Genomic DNA, 15,483 nt, shown 5'->3' on the forward strand with positions numbered 1-15,483 from the left:
TCAAAACCGCACCGTCGGTCCGACCGAGACCGACAGATTGTCCGTGGTGTAGTTCGGCAGTGTGGAATTGATCTTGAAATACTGCAGCTGGGTGCGCAGCCCGATGTTGTCGACCAGCTGCGCGTCGATGATGCCGCCGTAGCGCCATTCGCGATCGCGCCGCGCCACGTCGGGATCGACGATGAAATACGGCGCGTCGTAGCGCGCGAAGCTGTAGCCCACGGTCGGCGCGATGACGAATTGCCGCGGCGCGCCGAACAGCGCGGTGGAGAATTCATACGGGAACGCGAGGTCGATCGAGTAGCGCTTGTAGCTGTTGTAATCGGTGATGGCGTTGTTGCAGTCGTAGCCGAGCCGCGTAGTCCAGTGCAGCGGACCGAAGCGCAGATCGGTGAGCACCGCGGCGGTGAGCAGCTCGCCGGACTGCTCGCTGGCGGTCGGATAGTTCACCGAGTCGGAAAAGCGGCGGTGCCGGGTTTCCACCAGCGCCTCGGCGAGCCCGATGTCGCCGATCGCGGTGCGCGCCGACAGGCCGCCGCCGACCGCGTTGAAGTAGCTGGCGTCGCCGAGCCAGACCTGATCGCCGATGCCGTAATATTTCAACGAGGCGTTCTGGCCGATCGCCACGCGCTGGCCGGCCAGCACTTCGACCAGGCCGAGATTGTATTGGCTGAGCTTGTTCTGCCGCGCATTGATGCCGAGGAAGGTCAGCTCGAAGGCGTCGCCGCGGGTGTTCAGCTTGTAGGCGTAGTTGGCGGCGACGGTCTGGAACGTGCTCCAGTCCGGCTGCTTGCCGTATTTGCCGTCGAGCGTGGCGTCGTTGCCCAGCGCGCGGACCAACAGCCCGTTCGGCCCGACATTGGCGTTGCTCTGATAGCGAATGCCGGCGTTGAGGAACACGCTGTAGTCATGGCGCGACAGCCGGCGGTCGATTTCCGCGAGATAAGCCATCACCTGGGAGCGCACCTCGGCCGGCACGTTGGCGCCCTTCACGGCGTCCTGCAGATAGCCGCGAGCGATTTCGAACGAGCCGAGCTTGAAATACAGCACGCCGAGCTCGAGCTTGACCCGCGGCAGATCCGGATTGAAGAACAACATGCGCTCCAGCGCGCCGATCGCGGCTTCGTAGTCGCCGCGCGCCACCGCCTCGTGGGCGAACCTGAAACTGACGTCCAGGTTGGACGGGCTCTGATACATCTGCTGAAACAGCGCGTCGTAATCGCCCTGCACCACCGAGGCCGGCGTCGGCGCCGCGGTGGGCTCCGCGCGGGCGGGCGCGCTGAGCGCCACGCAGCCGGCCGCCAAATAGAGTAATGCCTTGGTGTTGAAAAGAAACTTCACGTCAACGCCCCGGATCAAATGATTTTTCGGCGGCAGTTAGCCCGCCTTGCCGTTTCAATCCGTCAATCTAGGGGGCAACCGGCGTAAAATGGTATTCGTTTTTGCGCCCCGGCCGGTCATCGGGCCGCAGTCGTGACTTTTCTGCCACGGCGGCATGGTGCCACTTCACGACCCCGCCGCCGCGTTGCAGCGAGCAGCGAGCTATGTGGCTGCTCGTGTGGATCGCAGCATCGATCCAAAATCAACCGTCATTCCGGATTGCGAGTTCGAAGAACGAGCAAGTCCGGAATCCATATGCCCTGCAGGGGTTATGTATTCCGGGCTCGCTCGCAGCTGTCGCTGCTCGCGCCCCGGAATGACGACCGAGGACTATTCAAGCGCACCAATGCAATCTGCGACGTTGCTAATCCAGTCCGCGCTCGCGCGAGAGCCGCACCATCTCCTCGATGAAAACCGGCTTCTGCTTGGCGTCGAGGCTCATGAACAACGGGTCGGCGGCGTCGGCGACGTTGCGCTGATCCTGCGCGCGGTCATAGAGAAACTGCGCCTCGTTGCGCATCTGTTCGACGATGTCGTCGGGCGGATCGCGCTTGGCGCGCTCGGCGCGCAGCCGCAGCCGGTCGGCGCCGTTGTTGCCGAGCGAATGCATCGCGGCGTTGAACGCGGTCCAATGTTTCTCCTGCTCCGGCGTCAGGTTCAGCTCGGCCTTGATCCGGGCGATGTTGGCATCCGAATTGGCGACGATCTGCTCGGCGGTGAGTTCGACCGGCACTGGTGCTGCGACGGTCGGCGCGCGCGGCTTCTTGGCCGCCTCCTTGGCGGCCTTCGTGCCTCGGGCCGGCTTGGCGGCGGATTTCGCCGGCGCATTGGACTGCGACTGGCCGTCCGGCGCCGGTGTGGGGCCCTGCTGCGCCGGCTGCTGCCGCGGCGCGTTGCCGGGCACGCCGAGCACGCTGCCGACCACGCCGACCACGCCGCCGATCGCCCCGCCCAGCACGCCGCCGACCGGCCCGGCCGCCTTGTTGCCTTCGCGCGAGCCCTGCTGCACGCCCTGCACCAGGCCCTGAGCGCCGGCGGGAAGCGGCATCGCCAGCAGCGCCGCGGCGAGCAGCGCCAATGGCGCCGCGCGACGTGGAATGATCAGGCGCCGGTCGCCTCGCCGCGTGATGATGGGGCTGTGCATCAAGACTTCTCCCGGAGCTTCCGCGTGGTTTCCGCCCGTCTGCCGTACGCAGCTGGCAGCAGGCCCGCCGATTCGGTTCGAAGTCTGGCAGAGCGATGCGGCGGGGTGAAGGCCCGGCTCGCCCGGCGCCGCCGCGGCGGCCGAATTGCGCAGGCGTGCCGCGCTGCATTCGGTGTAAGACGGCGCAACCTCAACGACAAAACGACGCCGGGAAGCGCAGGGATGACACGCCACGGCTTTCTCGACCTGCGGATGACCGCGCTGCACGACTACCGCGCGCCATGGTGGCTGCCGGGCGGCGACCTGCAGACCATCTGGCCGGCGCTGATCTCGCGGCCGCGCAGCTCGGCGGCGCCGGCGTATCGGCGCGAACGCTGGCAGGCGCCGGACGGCGACTTCATCGACGTCGACCACCTGCAAGGCGCCCGCGGCGCGCCGTGGCTGGTGTTGTTTCATGGCCTCGAAGGCAGTTCGTCGAGCCACTACGCGGTGGCGTTTGCGCAAGCCGCGCAGGCGCGCGGCTGGCATTTCAGCGTGCCGCATTTCCGCGGCTGTTCCGGCGAGCCGAACCTGGCGCCGCGCTCCTATCACTCCGGCGATTTCGAGGAGATCGGCTGGATGCTCGACCGCATCCGCGGCTACGCCGCCGCGCCGGTGCTGGCGGCCGGGGTTTCGCTCGGCGGCAACGCGCTATTGCGCTGGGCGGAGGAAGCCGGCTCCACCGCCGCGCCGGTGGTCCGCGCACTGGCGGCGATCTCGGCGCCGCTCGATCTCGCCGCCGCGGGGGCTGCGATCGACCGCGGCTTCAACTGGCTGGCCTATGCGCAGCACTTCCTGCGCACCATGAAGCCGCGTGCATTAGCCAAGTGGCAGCAGCATCCGAAATTGTTCGACCGCGAGCGGCTGATCGCGGCGCGCACGTTACGCGACTTCGACGACTGCTTCACCGCGCCGCTGCACGGCTTTTCCAGCGTCGACGACTACTGGCGCCGCGCCTCCGCCAAGCCGCATCTCACCTCGATCCGGGTGCCGACCCTGGTGTTCAACGCCCGCAACGATCCGTTCGTGCCGGAGCCGTCGCTGCCCAACCCGAACCAGGCCGGCCCGCAGGTGATGCTGTGGCAGCCTGATGAAGGCGGCCATGTCGGCTTCCCCGCCGGCCGCTTCCCCGGCCACGTCCGCGCCATGCCCGAGGCGGTGTGCGACTGGCTCGAGGCGGCGGGGTGAGCGGCGTCAGCAGCAGCCGCGGAAGCGGCCCTTGCCGACGGCGTAGCGGGCGTTCTGCCGCTCGACGAAGAACTCCTCGTAGGTCATCACCGGCTGATCCGGATGGGTCTCCTGGCGGTGCGTCACATAGGTCTGATAGTCGGGAATCCCGACCATCAGCCGTGCGGCGCGCACCGTCCATTCCTTCATCGCCATCAGGTCACGCAATTTTGGCTCCCTCGACGTTGGCAGGCAGGCTCATCTCGTTGGCGGAAATCTTCGGATCGCCGAGCGCCCGGCGGATCGCGATCGCCCCGTAGACGATCATCGACAGCACCACGGCGATGAACATCGCGGTCAGCGTCGCGTCGACGTAATCGTTGACGATGACGCGGTGCATCTCCTCCATGGTCTTGGCCGGCGCCAAAATCTTGCCGGCCGCGGCCGCGTCGCTGAACTTCCAGGCGTGGGCGAGGAAGCTGATCTTGACGTCGGCGCTGAACAGCTTCTGGAAGCCCGCGGTCAGCGTGCAGATCAGCAGCCACAGCGTCGGCACGATGGTGACCCAGGCGTAGCGCTGCCGCTTCATCTTGAACAGCACCACGGTGCACAGGATCAGCGCCATGCCGGCCAGCATTTGATTGGAGATGCCGAACAGCGGCCACAGCGTGTTGATGCCGCCCATCGGGTCGATCACGCCCTGATAGAGGAAGTAACCCCAGGCGCAGACCGCCAGCGCCGAGCCGATCAGATTGTTGGCCCAGGACTCGGTCTTGCGGAACGAAGGCACCACGCTGCCGATCATATCCTGGATCATGAAGCGCGCGACCCGTGTGCCGGCGTCGACCGTGGTCAGGATGAACAGCGCCTCGAACAGGATGGCGAAGTGATACCACAGCCCCATCAGCATCCGGCCGCCGAACATCCCGGACAGGATATGCGCCATGCCGAGCGCCAGCGTCGGGGCGCCGCCGGTGCGCGACAACAGGGTCTTTTCGCCGACGTCCTGGGCGAGCTGGTTCAGCATATCGGGGGTGACGACGAAGCCCCAGCCGGAGACCACCTGCGCCGCCTGCACCGCGGTGGTGCCGATCACGCCGGCGGGGCTGTTGATGGCGAAATACACGCCGGGCTCCAGCACGGTGGCGCCGATCATCGCCATGATGGCGACGAAGGATTCCGTCAGCATCCCGCCATAGCCGATGAAGCGCAGCTGGTTCTCGTTCTCGACCATTTTCGGCGTGGTGCCCGAGGCGATCAGCGCGTGGAAGCCGGACACCGAGCCGCAGGCGATGGTGATGAACAGGAACGGAAACAGGCTGCCCGACCACACCGGGCCGGAGCCGTCGATGAACTGGGTGACCGCCGGCATCTTCAGATCCGGCTGCACGATGATGATGCCGACCGCGAGCAGCGCCATGGTGCCGACCTTGAGGAAGGTCGACAGATAGTCCCGCGGCGCCAGCAGCAGCCACACCGGCAGCACCGAGGCGACGAAGCCGTAGCCGATGATCACCAGCGCCAAAGTTTCGCCTGAGAGATCGAACCAGGGCGCCAGCGCCGGATTGTCGGCGACGCTGCGGCCGTAGATCAGCGACGCCAGCAGCAGCAGCACGCCGATCACCGACATTTCGGCGATCCGGCCGATCCGGATGAAGCGGGCATAGACGCCCATCAGCATGGCGATCGGGATGGTCGAGAACACCGTGAAGGTGCCCCACGGACTGCCGACCAGCGCCTTGACCACCACCAGCGCCAGCACCGCGAGCAGGATCACCATGATCAGCAGCACGCCGATCAGCGCGATGCCGCCGGCGACCGGCCCCATTTCGGAGCGCACGATATCGCCGAGCGAGCGGCCATCGCGCCGCGTCGACAGAAACAGCACGGTGAAATCCTGCACCGCGCCGGCGAACACCACGCCGGCCAAGATCCACAGCGTGCCCGGCAGATAGCCCATCTGCGCCGCCAGCACCGGGCCGACCAAGGGGCCGGCGCCGGCGATGGCGGCGAAATGGTGGCCGAACAGCACGTAGCGGTTGGTCGGCACGTAATCGAGGCCGTCATTATGGACGTAGGCCGGGGTCTTCCGCTTGGGATCGACGCCCAGCACCTTCTCGGCGATGAACAGCCCGTAGAACCGATAGGCGATGAAGTAGACGCAGACCGCGGCGATCACCAGCCAGGAGGCGTTGATGGTCTCGCCGCGGCTCAGCGCGACGATGCCGAACGACACCACGCCGAGCGCCACCACCGCGGCCCACAGCAGCTTCGACAAGATCCCGTTGTCCTTGGTGGCAAGCGTCCTCATGATCGTCCTTCGTCGGCGGCGCGTGAAAATTGGTGGCAAGTGCTGTTGGCCGAGCGTGTATCTCTTCCGCGCCGACAGCCCGTGCGTTGATCCCGATCAACTGACAGCAATAAAACACCAGGAAAGTCGATTGTAACGCAGTAATATTGCTCGCAAGTCGATAGCAGCGATGCATTGTTGCGGGAGCTGATCGTTCCGTCCTCCTCTCGGACCATAAGCCGCAGCGGGCTGGGATGGTTTCAACGCGGCGTGGCGGCGCGGCGGATTATTTGATGGCCCGGTCGGTCATTGATTTGTACGTATAATTCCCGTACAAACAGGCATCGAGAACGAGGTCATCATGGCCCAAGACCGCGCCCGTACCGCACGCATCGAAGCCCGCATCGCCCCGGACGCGCTGGCGGTGGTCAAACGCGCCGCCGAACTGCAAGGCCGCAGTGTCAGCGATTTCATCGTCGCGGCCGCGCAGGAAGCCGCCGCCCGCACCATCGAAGCGACGCAGATCATCCGGCTCGCGGTCGAGGATCAGCGCGCCTTCGCCGCCGCGATCCTCGATCCGCCGCAACCTTCCGACAATCTGCTGCGTGCCGCGGAAGCCTACCGCGATCTCATCAAGCCTGTGCCGTGAGCCAGGGGTTTCGGATCGAAGCCCTCGCCGCGGCCCACGACCGCTCGACCTTTTCCAGCGGCGTCGAACCGCTCGACCGCTACCTGCGCGAACTGGCGAACCAGGACATCAAGCGGCGCGTCAGCAATTGCTTCGTGGCACTCGACGACGCCGGCGCGATCGCCGGGTACTACACCTTCGCGGCCACCAGCCTGCCGCTGACGGAATTGTCCCCCGACCAGATCAAACGTCTGCCGCGCTACGCGCTGCTGCCCGCCGGCCTGATCGGTCGGCTCGCGGTCGATCGCCGCTGTCAGCGCCGGCACCTCGGCGGCGCGCTGATCATGGACGCGGCGGTGCGGGCCTCGCGCGCCGATCCGGCGATCTACGCCTTGATCGTCGACGCCAAGGACGAGGCCGCGGTGGCCTTCTACCAGCACTACCAATTCCGCCGCTTCGCCAGCCGGCCGCAATCCCTGTTCCTGCCGATCGCCACGGCGTTGCAAGCGCTGCAGGCGAAAGGCGGCGAGAGATAGTCGGAGGCTTGGATGAGCGCAGCGAAAGCCGGCAGTCCGTAGCCCGGATGAAGCGCAGCGAAATCCGGGAGACCGTAGCCCGGACGAAGCGCAGCGAAATCCGGGAACAAATAGGGATTACCCTCTCGGCAAGATATCCCGCCGATACAACTCCGGCGGAGAGGCCCTGTCCCCGGATTTCGCTTCGCTTCATCCGGGCTACAGCGCTTTCGTTCGGACTATTAATACAAGGCGCTGTTCCTGCCGATCGCCACGGCGTTGCAAGCGCTGCAGGCGAAAGGCGGCGAGAGATAGTCGGTAGCTTGGATGAGCGCAGCGAAAGCCGGCAGTCCGTAGCCCGGATGAAGCGAAGCGAAATCCGGGAGTCCGTAGCCCGGATGAAGCGAAGCGAAATCCGGGAACAAATAGCGATTACCCTCTCGGCAAGATATCCCGCCGATACAACTCCGGCGGAGAGGCCGTGTCCCCGGATTTCGCTTCGCTTCATCCGGGCTACAGCGCTTTCGTTCGGACTACAGCCCGTTGACAATTCCACGAAACAGATTATATTCCTATTTGTCCTGTCCGTGAGGGGCGCTTCTCGAGGGCGCTTTTGAAGCGGGACAGAGCGGGACGTGGGGCGACCCACCGATCGCTATCGAGGTGGAAGCAATTCCAGCTCGGTCGACGCGGCGTCCCGCGCTGGTGCCTCGCAAGCACCGCCCGGGAGGCCCCAGGCCACCGTCCGGGCCCACTACGAGGCTCTGCCACTTGCTGGTTGGCTGGACGCGGGACAGGTGAAGGCGGGGAAAGCCCGCCGGATCGGCGGTGCGGAGTGCATCGCGCCTGTCCCCGGAAGCACGGTCCCGGGGCCCATAATCGCCGCAGGTGGCGCGCCGCAAGGCGACGCGGTTTGCCGTCACGCCTCGCCGGCGTGGCCGTGAGCCGCGACAACGCTACCCCCGCGCCATGCGGCGCGCCTCCCCCCTCATTGCGTCGAGGGGGGCACTTCGCAAAGCTCGGGCGCCCCGCGTCGCGAGAATGCGGACGGCTATCCAGAACTCATCGTGGCTGTTTGAAAATCGAATCCGAGGTCGTGAAGCGCAATGCCGCGCTCCGCTCACAGCCGTCATCGCCCGGCTTGACCGGGCGACCCAGTATTCCAGAGCGATCGATCAGGGGCTGCATTCAGCCGCGATGGCTCTGCAATACTGGATCCCCGCTTTCGCGGGGATGACATCTGATGATGGGGCGCGGTGCGCCGTATCTGGAGCCGGCCGCAGCCCGCAGCCGGACACAGCACGTGGAGCGCCTTACCCCTTCTTCTTCACGTCCTTGATCGCCGAGAACACGATGCCTTCGGCGCGTTCGCGGGTGTAGCCAAGATAGAATTCGTTCTTGGCGAGGTACACCGGATCGCCGTCGACATCGTCGGCGACGCCGGAGCCGTTGGCGGCGACGAAGGCGTTGAGCTTCTTCGGATCGTCCGAGGAGATCCAGCGCGCCAGCTGGAATTCGGAGACCTCGAAATCCACCGGCAGCTGGTATTCGGCATCCAGCCGCGCCTTCAAGACGTCGAGCTGCAGCGAGCCGACCACGCCGACCAGCGCGGGCGCGCCGTCGCGGGGCCGGAACACCTGCACCACGCCCTCCTCCGACATCTGCTGCAAGGCCTCCTTCAGCTTCTTGGCCTTCATCGCGTCCTTGAGCCGGACCCGGCGGACGATTTCCGGCGCGAAGCTCGGCACCCCGACGAAGGTGATGTCCTCGCCTTCGCTGAGCGTGTCGCCGATCCGCAAGGTGCCGTGGTTGGGAATGCCGACGACGTCGCCGGCGAAGGCTTCGTCGGCCAGCGCGCGGTCCTGGGCGAAGAAGAATTGCGGGCTCGACAGGCTCATATTCTTGCCGGTGCGGACCAGCTTGGCCTTCATGCCGCGGGTGAGCTTGCCCGAGCAAAGCCTTGCAAAGGCGATGCGATCCCGATGGTTCGGATCCATGTTGGCCTGGATCTTGAAGACGAAGGCGGTCATCCCCTTCTCGTCCGCCTCGACCTTGCGCAGATTGCTGTCCTGCGCCCGCGGCGGCGGCGCGAACTTGCCAAGCCCTTCCAACAGATCGCCGACGCCGAAATTGCGCAGCGCCGAGCCGAAATACACCGGGGTCAGATGGCCCTCGCGGAACGCCTCGAGGTCGAACGGCTTGCAGGCCTCCGAGACCAGCGCCAGCTCTTCTTTCACTTCGGCGACGTCGAGATTGCCGCGCCCGGCGAGTTCGGCGATGTCGATCTGTTGCGCGGCGCCGGTCTTGGCGCCGCCGCCTTCCAGCAGGCGGATGCCGCCGGTGCCGATGTCATAGGTGCCGAGGAAATCCCGGCCGCGGCCGACCGGCCAGGTCATCGGCGTGGTGTCGAGCGCCAGCGTCTTCTCGATCTCGTCCAACAGGTCGAAGGTGTCGCGGCTTTCGCGGTCCATCTTGTTGATGAAGGTGATGATCGGAATGTCGCGCAGCCGGCAGACCTCGAACAGTTTTCGGGTCCGCGCCTCGATGCCCTTGGCGGCGTCGATCACCATCACGGCGGAATCCACCGCGGTCAGCGTCCGGTAGGTGTCCTCGGAGAAGTCCTCGTGGCCCGGGGTGTCGAGCAGGTTGAACACCAGGCCCTCGAACTCGAAGGTCATCACCGAGGTGACCACCGAGATGCCGCGGTCGCGCTCGATCTTCATCCAGTCGGAGCGGGTGTTGCGCCGTTCGCCCTTGGCCTTGACCTGGCCGGCAAGATTGATGGCGCCGCCGAACAGCAAGAGCTTTTCGGTCAGCGTGGTCTTGCCGGCGTCGGGATGCGAGATGATCGCAAAGGTGCGGCGTCGCGCCACCTCAGTGACGATCGAGGAATGCAACGGCGACGGATCGGCCGGTATGGCAATGTCGGACATAAGCGAGCCTGTGGCAGGGAAAGCGGGCGCAATCAAGGGCGTTGTCGTAGCCGCGGCAAACGGTTGCGCGGCGCGGCGGCGTCCTTCATATAGCCCCTAAGAGGACGACCTCCCAATCACCCAAATTGCGCAGGGACGACCCTGCCCCGCTCTCGTGGAGGTCGTCATGGCCTGGCTTTATCTATTGGTCGCCGGTTGTATGGAAATCGGCTGGGCGATCGGGGTCAAATATACCGATGGTTTCACCCGGCTGGTGCCCTCGGCGCTGACGCTGTCCTGCATGGTCGGCTCGGTGCTGCTGTACGGGCTGTCGCTGAAGACGCTGCCGGTCGGCACCGCCTATGCGGTGTGGTCGGGGATCGGCGCGGTCGGCACCGCGGTGCTGGGCATCGCGCTGCTCGGCGAGCCCTCCGACGCGCTGCGGCTGCTGTGCATCGGGCTGATCGTCGCCGGCATCGTCGGCCTGCGCATCGTCGCCTGACGCTTCACCTTATCAATTTGCGCTAAGGTCCTGATCAACGAAGAAAACTGGCGATCCAGAATGCCGCGGCCGCGACCATCGCGGAGGCCGGGATGGTGATCACCCAGGCATAGACGATCGAGCTCGCCACGTTCCAGCGCACCGCCGAGACCCGCCGCGCGGCGCCGACGCCGACGATCGCGCCGGTGATGGTGTGAGTGGTGGAGACCGGCACGCCGAGGAAGGTCGCCATGAACAGCGTCGCGGCGCCGCCGGTTTCGGCGCAGAAGCCCTGCATCGGGGTCAATTTGGTGATCCGCAGCCCCATGGTGCGGACGATCCGCCAGCCGCCCATCAGCGTGCCCAGCGCCATCGCCGATTGGCAGGCCAGCACCACCCAGAACGGCACCGAGAATTCGCTGCCGAGGTGGCCCTGCGAATACAGCAGCACCGCGATGATCCCCATGGTCTTCTGGGCGTCGTTGCCGCCGTGGCCGAGCGAATACAGCGAGGCGGAGGCGAATTGCAGGATCCGGAAGGCGCGATCCACGGCGAACGGCGTGGAGCGCACCGAGGCCCAGGACACGATCGCCACCAGTACCAACGCCAGCAGGAAGCCGATCACCGGCGACAGCACGATCGCCAGCAAGGCCTTGGTCAGCCCGCCCCAGACCGCCGCAGCAAAGCCGGCCTTGGCAAGCCCGGCGCCGAGCAGGCCGCCGATCAGCGCATGCGACGAACTGGAAGGAATGCCGAGCGCCCAGGTGATGATGTTCCAGGCGATCGCGCCCATCAGCGCTGCGAAGATCACCTGGGCGTCGATCACGCTGGGCTCGATGATCCCGGTGCCGATGGTGGTGGCGACGTGCAGTCCGAACACCGAAAACGCCACGAAATTGAAAAACGCCGCCCACAGCACCGCATATTGCGGCCGCAGCACCCGGGTGGAGACGATCGTGGCGATCGAATTCGCCGCGTCATGCAGCCCGTTCAGAAAATCGAACAACAGCGCGATTGCGATTAATCCGACCAGGATCGGAAGACCCAGCGTGGCGTCCACTGCGCGGCCCTGCCCTATACCTGTTCGATGACGATGCTGTTGATCTCGTTCGCGACGTCGTCGAAGCGGTCGGCAACTTTCTCGAGGTGGTCGTAGATCTCGGCGCCGACGATGAAATCCATCGCGCTGGCGTTGCGGTGCTTGAGAAACAATTCCTTGAGACCGATGTCGTGGAGGTCGTCGACGCGGCCTTCCAGCTTGCCGAGTTCCTCGGTGATCGCGGTCAGCATCGCCACATTGGGACCGATCGATTTCATCAACGGCAGCGCCCGGCCGACCAGATTGGCGCATTCCACCAGCAGCGTGCCGATTTCGCGCATCGGCGGCTCGAACGAGCGCACCTCGAACAGGATCACCGCCTTGGCGGTCTGCTGCATCTGGTCGATGGCGTCGTCCATCGAGGTGATCAGGTTCTTGATGTCGACGCGGTCGAACGGGGTGATGAAGGTGCGGCGCACCGCGGTCAGCACCTCGCGGGTGATGGCGTCGGCGTCGTTCTCGAACTGGCTGACCCGCTGGCAATGCACCGGCGTCTCGTCGCCGCCGCGCAGCATGTCCTGCAGCGCCTCGGCGCCCTGCACGACGGTTTGGGAGTGTCGGGCGAACAGGTCGAAAAACCTCTCCTCCTTCGGCAGAAAGGCGCGAAACCAACGCAGCATTGAAGAGTCCATCGTTTGTGACGTGGCGCCGGACGGCTGCCCCCTGTCACGGAAGCGTCATAGATCATTTCCGGGCCCAGCAGGCAATTGCGGTGGGTCAAAGCGACGTCATCCACCGCTTTATGGTGCCCCGGTACGCCCGGGCCGGCTCGGACGGGCGGCATAGGCCCGCCGCGGGCTTTCAGCAAGTCCGCTGTTCGGGAGGCAGCCGGGCGACCGCGGACAAATTATTCTGGTCAATTTACGCTTTGTTAGGAATGATAGAGGAGCGTTCGAATCACGCTGATCGCGCGACTTAGAGTTGCGCGATCTTGGAGTGATCGAGACCATCAAAGATGGTTGCGAGGTACCAGGCGGTTTTGTTGGTGTCGTACTCAGCCGAAACGGCGTGTTCGAATTTCCGGCAACGTACCCCGTGCGACCTGCCCGGCTAGTAGCCTAGCGGTAGGTGAGTATTCGGTAACGCCTTAACCTGTGGATCAGTGCGCGTAACCGACGTCCTTTGGGATAGTCGCCGAACCAGCAAACTCAACTTTTCCTTATTTCGTCACCAGACCGCGGTCGAGCATCGCAGAGTGGGACAGCCATGATTCGTACAGCACTCAACTTCATCGCAGGCGTCGATCGCAAGACCTTGGAAACCTGTCCGGCGACCGACAAGATGTGGGCCGCGCATCTGGGGTTCTCCCTGTGCCTGTCCTTCGTCGTGGTGTTGGGCATCTCGTTCCACGCCACCGGCTACATGATCGCCGATGTCTGGACCCGGCTGTTGGCCGCGCTGGTCATCGCGCTGACGGTGCTGATGTTCGACCGCGCGCTGTGCCAGTCCGACTGGTTCTACCAGGGCACGCTGTGGACCAAGGGCGACGGCGCCGAGGCCGAGAGCCGGCAGTCGACCTGGCGGTTCGGCCGGATCGCGATCCGGCTGGCGATGTCGTTCGGGCTGGCCTGGGTGATCGCGATGTTCCTGGAGCTGGCGATCTTTTCCGGCACCATCGACGACAAGATCGAGCGCGACCGCGTCGCCGCCAATCAGCCGATCTACCAGAAGATCGAACAATTCAACCAGCAGCTCGGCGGCGAGATCGATCGCCGGCAGGCCGCCATCGTGGCGATGGAAGGGCTGCTGCACAACGCCCTGAACGAAGTACCGGCGGCCGACGCCGCGGCGCAGGGCCGCTCCAGCGACATCGAACAGCAGATCAAGGCGCTCGCGGCCCGCGAGTCCGAGCTGCGCGCCGAGCAGCGCGAGATCCAGCAGACCGTGCAGCGCTACGCCGCCGACATGAACGCCGAGGAGCTCGGCCAGAAGCTGACCCCGACCAATAGCGGCCGACCCGGCGCCGGGCCGCGCTACGAATTCGCCAAGCGCCAGAAGGAGCTGTACCAGGGCCAGATCGCCGCGCGCGATGGCGAGATCGCGCAGCTGCACGCCAAGACCGACGAGCTGCGCGCCGCCCAGATCACGGTGGCGGCCGATTCCCTCGCCGCCCGCAACGTCGAGCGCGCCGCGCTGGAGGGCAAGCGCTCCGCGCTGCAGGCGCAGATCGACGCCGCCCGCGCCGAGCTGAAGCAATTGGAGGCCGAGCGCGTCGCCAACGTCGAGCAATTCCGCCGCAAGGCGCTCGCGGAATCCTACTTCCAGGAGAAGAAGGACAAGGTCGATCCGCTGACCCGGATGGCCGCCTATCAGGAATTGAAGAACGACCCGAAGGACGGCGGCACCATGGCGCTGTTTTCCTGGATGACGCGGTTCTTCATCATCTTCCTGGAGATCGTCCCGGTGGTCGCCAAGATCTTCTTCTCGCCGCCGAGCGTCTATGCGGCGAAGATCCAGGACGAGGTCGAGCGTGCCCGCCGCCGCATCCAGAATGCCGCTGACGAGCCGTTGCCCGAGCCCGAACCGCAGCTGGCGCCGCGGATCGAACCCGGCGTCGCCAAGCGGCTGTTCGAATCGATCTTCGGCAAGGCCGAGGCGCCGAAGCCGCAACGCCGCGACCGCGTCACGCACGTTCCGGTGCGCGACCGCGCGGCCCGCTCGCCGCTGCCGCGGCTGGTGCCGCTCGACCCCGCGCCACGCCCGAGCGAGCGGCCGGCGCGAACCTCGGCGGCTGCGGCCCTGTCCAGCCTGCCGGCCGCACCCGCAGCCCCGATCCGCATCGAGAAGCTGACAGAGGTGCCGCCCGGCGCGCTCCGCGTGGAGCCGGCGATGGAGGAGCTGCCTGCCGCGATCGTCAAGCGGGTGACAGAAGCGTTGCCCGCCGCCGATGCTGCGTCTCTCGAAGTAGCTCAGCATGGATCGCCTCAACAGGAGGCGGTGCCACCCGAGGTCGCCCAACCTGAAGCGCCCCCGCTCCGCGTCACTCGGCATCACGTCACTCGGCATCACGCAGCCGCCGTCGCGATCGCAGCCGACGACGTGCTCAGCAGCGATGACGGTCATCCACCGGCGCAAGCCGGGATATCGCCGGCCGCTGCTTCGCTTAACGATAGCGCGCGGATCGCGTGGCCACCGACCGAGAGGCCCCGCAGCGCGGCACCGAGCGGCGATCTGTTCGACAACCTCGACAGGCAGGACATGGCGCTGCGGCCGGCCACCGCCCGGCCGCCCTCCTCGCACGACGGCGCCGGAGCACAACGCAACGGTTACGTGCCGCTGCAATACTCGCTGCAATACGAGCTGCAGCAGCGCTCTTAAGGTTTGCGTTCCATCGTTCGACGGAGCCGTCGCCCTGTGGCGACGGCTCCTGGCATTCGACTCAAAACGCCACCTTGCGCTGCCCTGGATTGCTTCGTCGCAAGAGCTCCTCGCAACGACCCAAGCAGGGCGTCATCCTGCGGCGCCCGAGCAACGCGAGGGCCTCGAAGGATGGGCTTCACACCCCCTGGAGACCGAGCACCTCAACGAGACACGGGTCGCTCTGGCCTTTAGCGACTTTTCGAGTTGGATTGATGCGCTTCAAGATTCCCGCGGCTGTCATTCCGGGGCGCGAGCAGCTTTAGCTGCGAGCGAGCCCGGAATCCATAACCCCTGCAGGGAATATGGATTCCGGACTTGCTCGTTCTGACGAACTCGCAATCCGGAATGACGGCCGCGTTTGGGTTGGATGCTTCAATCTCAACCGAAGATGCTCTAGCAAGCCGCGGCGCGACCGCAACGACCCCGCAATACGCCACGCCCCAAACGCTGCGTCCCTCAAACGCAAAA

General features: G+C 65.7%; 12 protein-coding genes. 5 read left to right on the top strand and 7 right to left on the bottom strand.

The genetic code is table 11. From position 1 onward, the window contains the following. Complete coding sequence (locus HNR60_RS14110) at positions 1–1,305, bottom strand: tetratricopeptide repeat protein (protein ID WP_246432952.1); 1,305 nt, start codon at positions 1,303–1,305, stop codon at positions 1–3. Between the two features lie 439 nt (positions 1,306–1,744). Continuing rightward, positions 1,745–2,524 carry a Spy/CpxP family protein refolding chaperone gene (locus tag HNR60_RS14115; RefSeq protein ID WP_184258496.1) on the bottom strand — a complete coding sequence of 260 codons (780 nt, stop codon included), beginning with the start codon at positions 2,522–2,524 and terminating at the stop codon, positions 1,745–1,747. Between the two features lie 222 nt (positions 2,525–2,746). On the opposite strand from HNR60_RS14115, the gene HNR60_RS14120 reads away from it, so the two are divergent. Continuing rightward, the gene (locus tag HNR60_RS14120) at positions 2,747–3,751 is read left to right on the top strand and encodes a YheT family hydrolase (protein ID WP_246432945.1); all 1,005 of its coding nucleotides are present in this window, start codon (positions 2,747–2,749) and stop codon (positions 3,749–3,751) included. Positions 3,752–3,757: 6 nt separating this feature from the next. Here the strand turns inward: HNR60_RS14120 and HNR60_RS14125 are convergent, their stop codons facing one another. After that, positions 3,758–3,958 carry a YbdD/YjiX family protein gene (locus tag HNR60_RS14125; RefSeq protein ID WP_430694938.1) on the bottom strand — a complete coding sequence of 67 codons (201 nt, stop codon included), beginning with the start codon at positions 3,956–3,958 and terminating at the stop codon, positions 3,758–3,760. Continuing rightward, the gene (locus HNR60_RS14130) at positions 3,951–6,041 is read right to left on the bottom strand and encodes a carbon starvation CstA family protein (protein ID WP_184258498.1); all 2,091 of its coding nucleotides are present in this window, start codon (positions 6,039–6,041) and stop codon (positions 3,951–3,953) included. Before HNR60_RS14130 ends, HNR60_RS14125 begins: the two co-directional genes overlap by 8 nt. A gap of 340 nt (positions 6,042–6,381) precedes the next feature. Between HNR60_RS14130 and HNR60_RS14135 the strand changes: the two genes are divergently transcribed. After that, entirely contained in the window at positions 6,382–6,669 is a 288-nt protein-coding gene (locus HNR60_RS14135) for a type II toxin-antitoxin system TacA family antitoxin (protein ID WP_184258500.1), read from the top strand. Then, positions 6,666–7,184, top strand: coding sequence for a GNAT family N-acetyltransferase (locus tag HNR60_RS14140; RefSeq protein WP_184258502.1), 519 nt, complete (start codon positions 6,666–6,668; stop codon positions 7,182–7,184). Before HNR60_RS14135 ends, HNR60_RS14140 begins: the two co-directional genes overlap by 4 nt. 1,292 nt (positions 7,185–8,476) lie before the next feature. Here HNR60_RS14140 and HNR60_RS14145 read toward each other — a convergent pair. Next, on the bottom strand, positions 8,477–10,096 hold the full coding sequence (locus HNR60_RS14145; RefSeq protein WP_184258504.1) for a peptide chain release factor 3: 1,620 nt from the start codon (positions 10,094–10,096) through the stop codon (positions 8,477–8,479). A gap of 166 nt (positions 10,097–10,262) precedes the next feature. Between HNR60_RS14145 and sugE the strand changes: the two genes are divergently transcribed. Beyond that, positions 10,263–10,577 (top strand): quaternary ammonium compound efflux SMR transporter SugE, encoded by a 315-nt coding sequence (sugE, locus tag HNR60_RS14150; protein WP_184258506.1) that lies wholly within the window; start codon positions 10,263–10,265, stop codon positions 10,575–10,577. Positions 10,578–10,611: 34 nt separating this feature from the next. On the opposite strand, the gene HNR60_RS14155 is transcribed toward sugE, so the two are convergent. Together HNR60_RS14155 and HNR60_RS14160 are read right to left on the bottom strand one after the other, a co-directional pair. Then, the gene (locus HNR60_RS14155) at positions 10,612–11,616 is read right to left on the bottom strand and encodes an inorganic phosphate transporter (protein ID WP_184258508.1); all 1,005 of its coding nucleotides are present in this window, start codon (positions 11,614–11,616) and stop codon (positions 10,612–10,614) included. A gap of 14 nt (positions 11,617–11,630) precedes the next feature. Then, entirely contained in the window at positions 11,631–12,275 is a 645-nt protein-coding gene (locus HNR60_RS14160; RefSeq protein WP_011473387.1) for a DUF47 domain-containing protein, read from the bottom strand. A gap of 586 nt (positions 12,276–12,861) precedes the next feature. Here HNR60_RS14160 and HNR60_RS14165 point away from each other — a divergent pair. Then, positions 12,862–14,973, top strand: a complete 2,112-nt coding sequence (locus tag HNR60_RS14165; RefSeq protein ID WP_246432946.1) for a DUF4407 domain-containing protein — start codon at positions 12,862–12,864, stop codon at positions 14,971–14,973. The last annotated feature ends 510 nt before the right edge of the window (positions 14,974–15,483 follow it).

Source organism: Rhodopseudomonas rhenobacensis (genome assembly GCF_014203125.1).
In the GTDB taxonomy this organism is placed as follows: Bacteria; Pseudomonadota; Alphaproteobacteria; order Rhizobiales; family Xanthobacteraceae; genus Rhodopseudomonas_A; species Rhodopseudomonas_A rhenobacensis.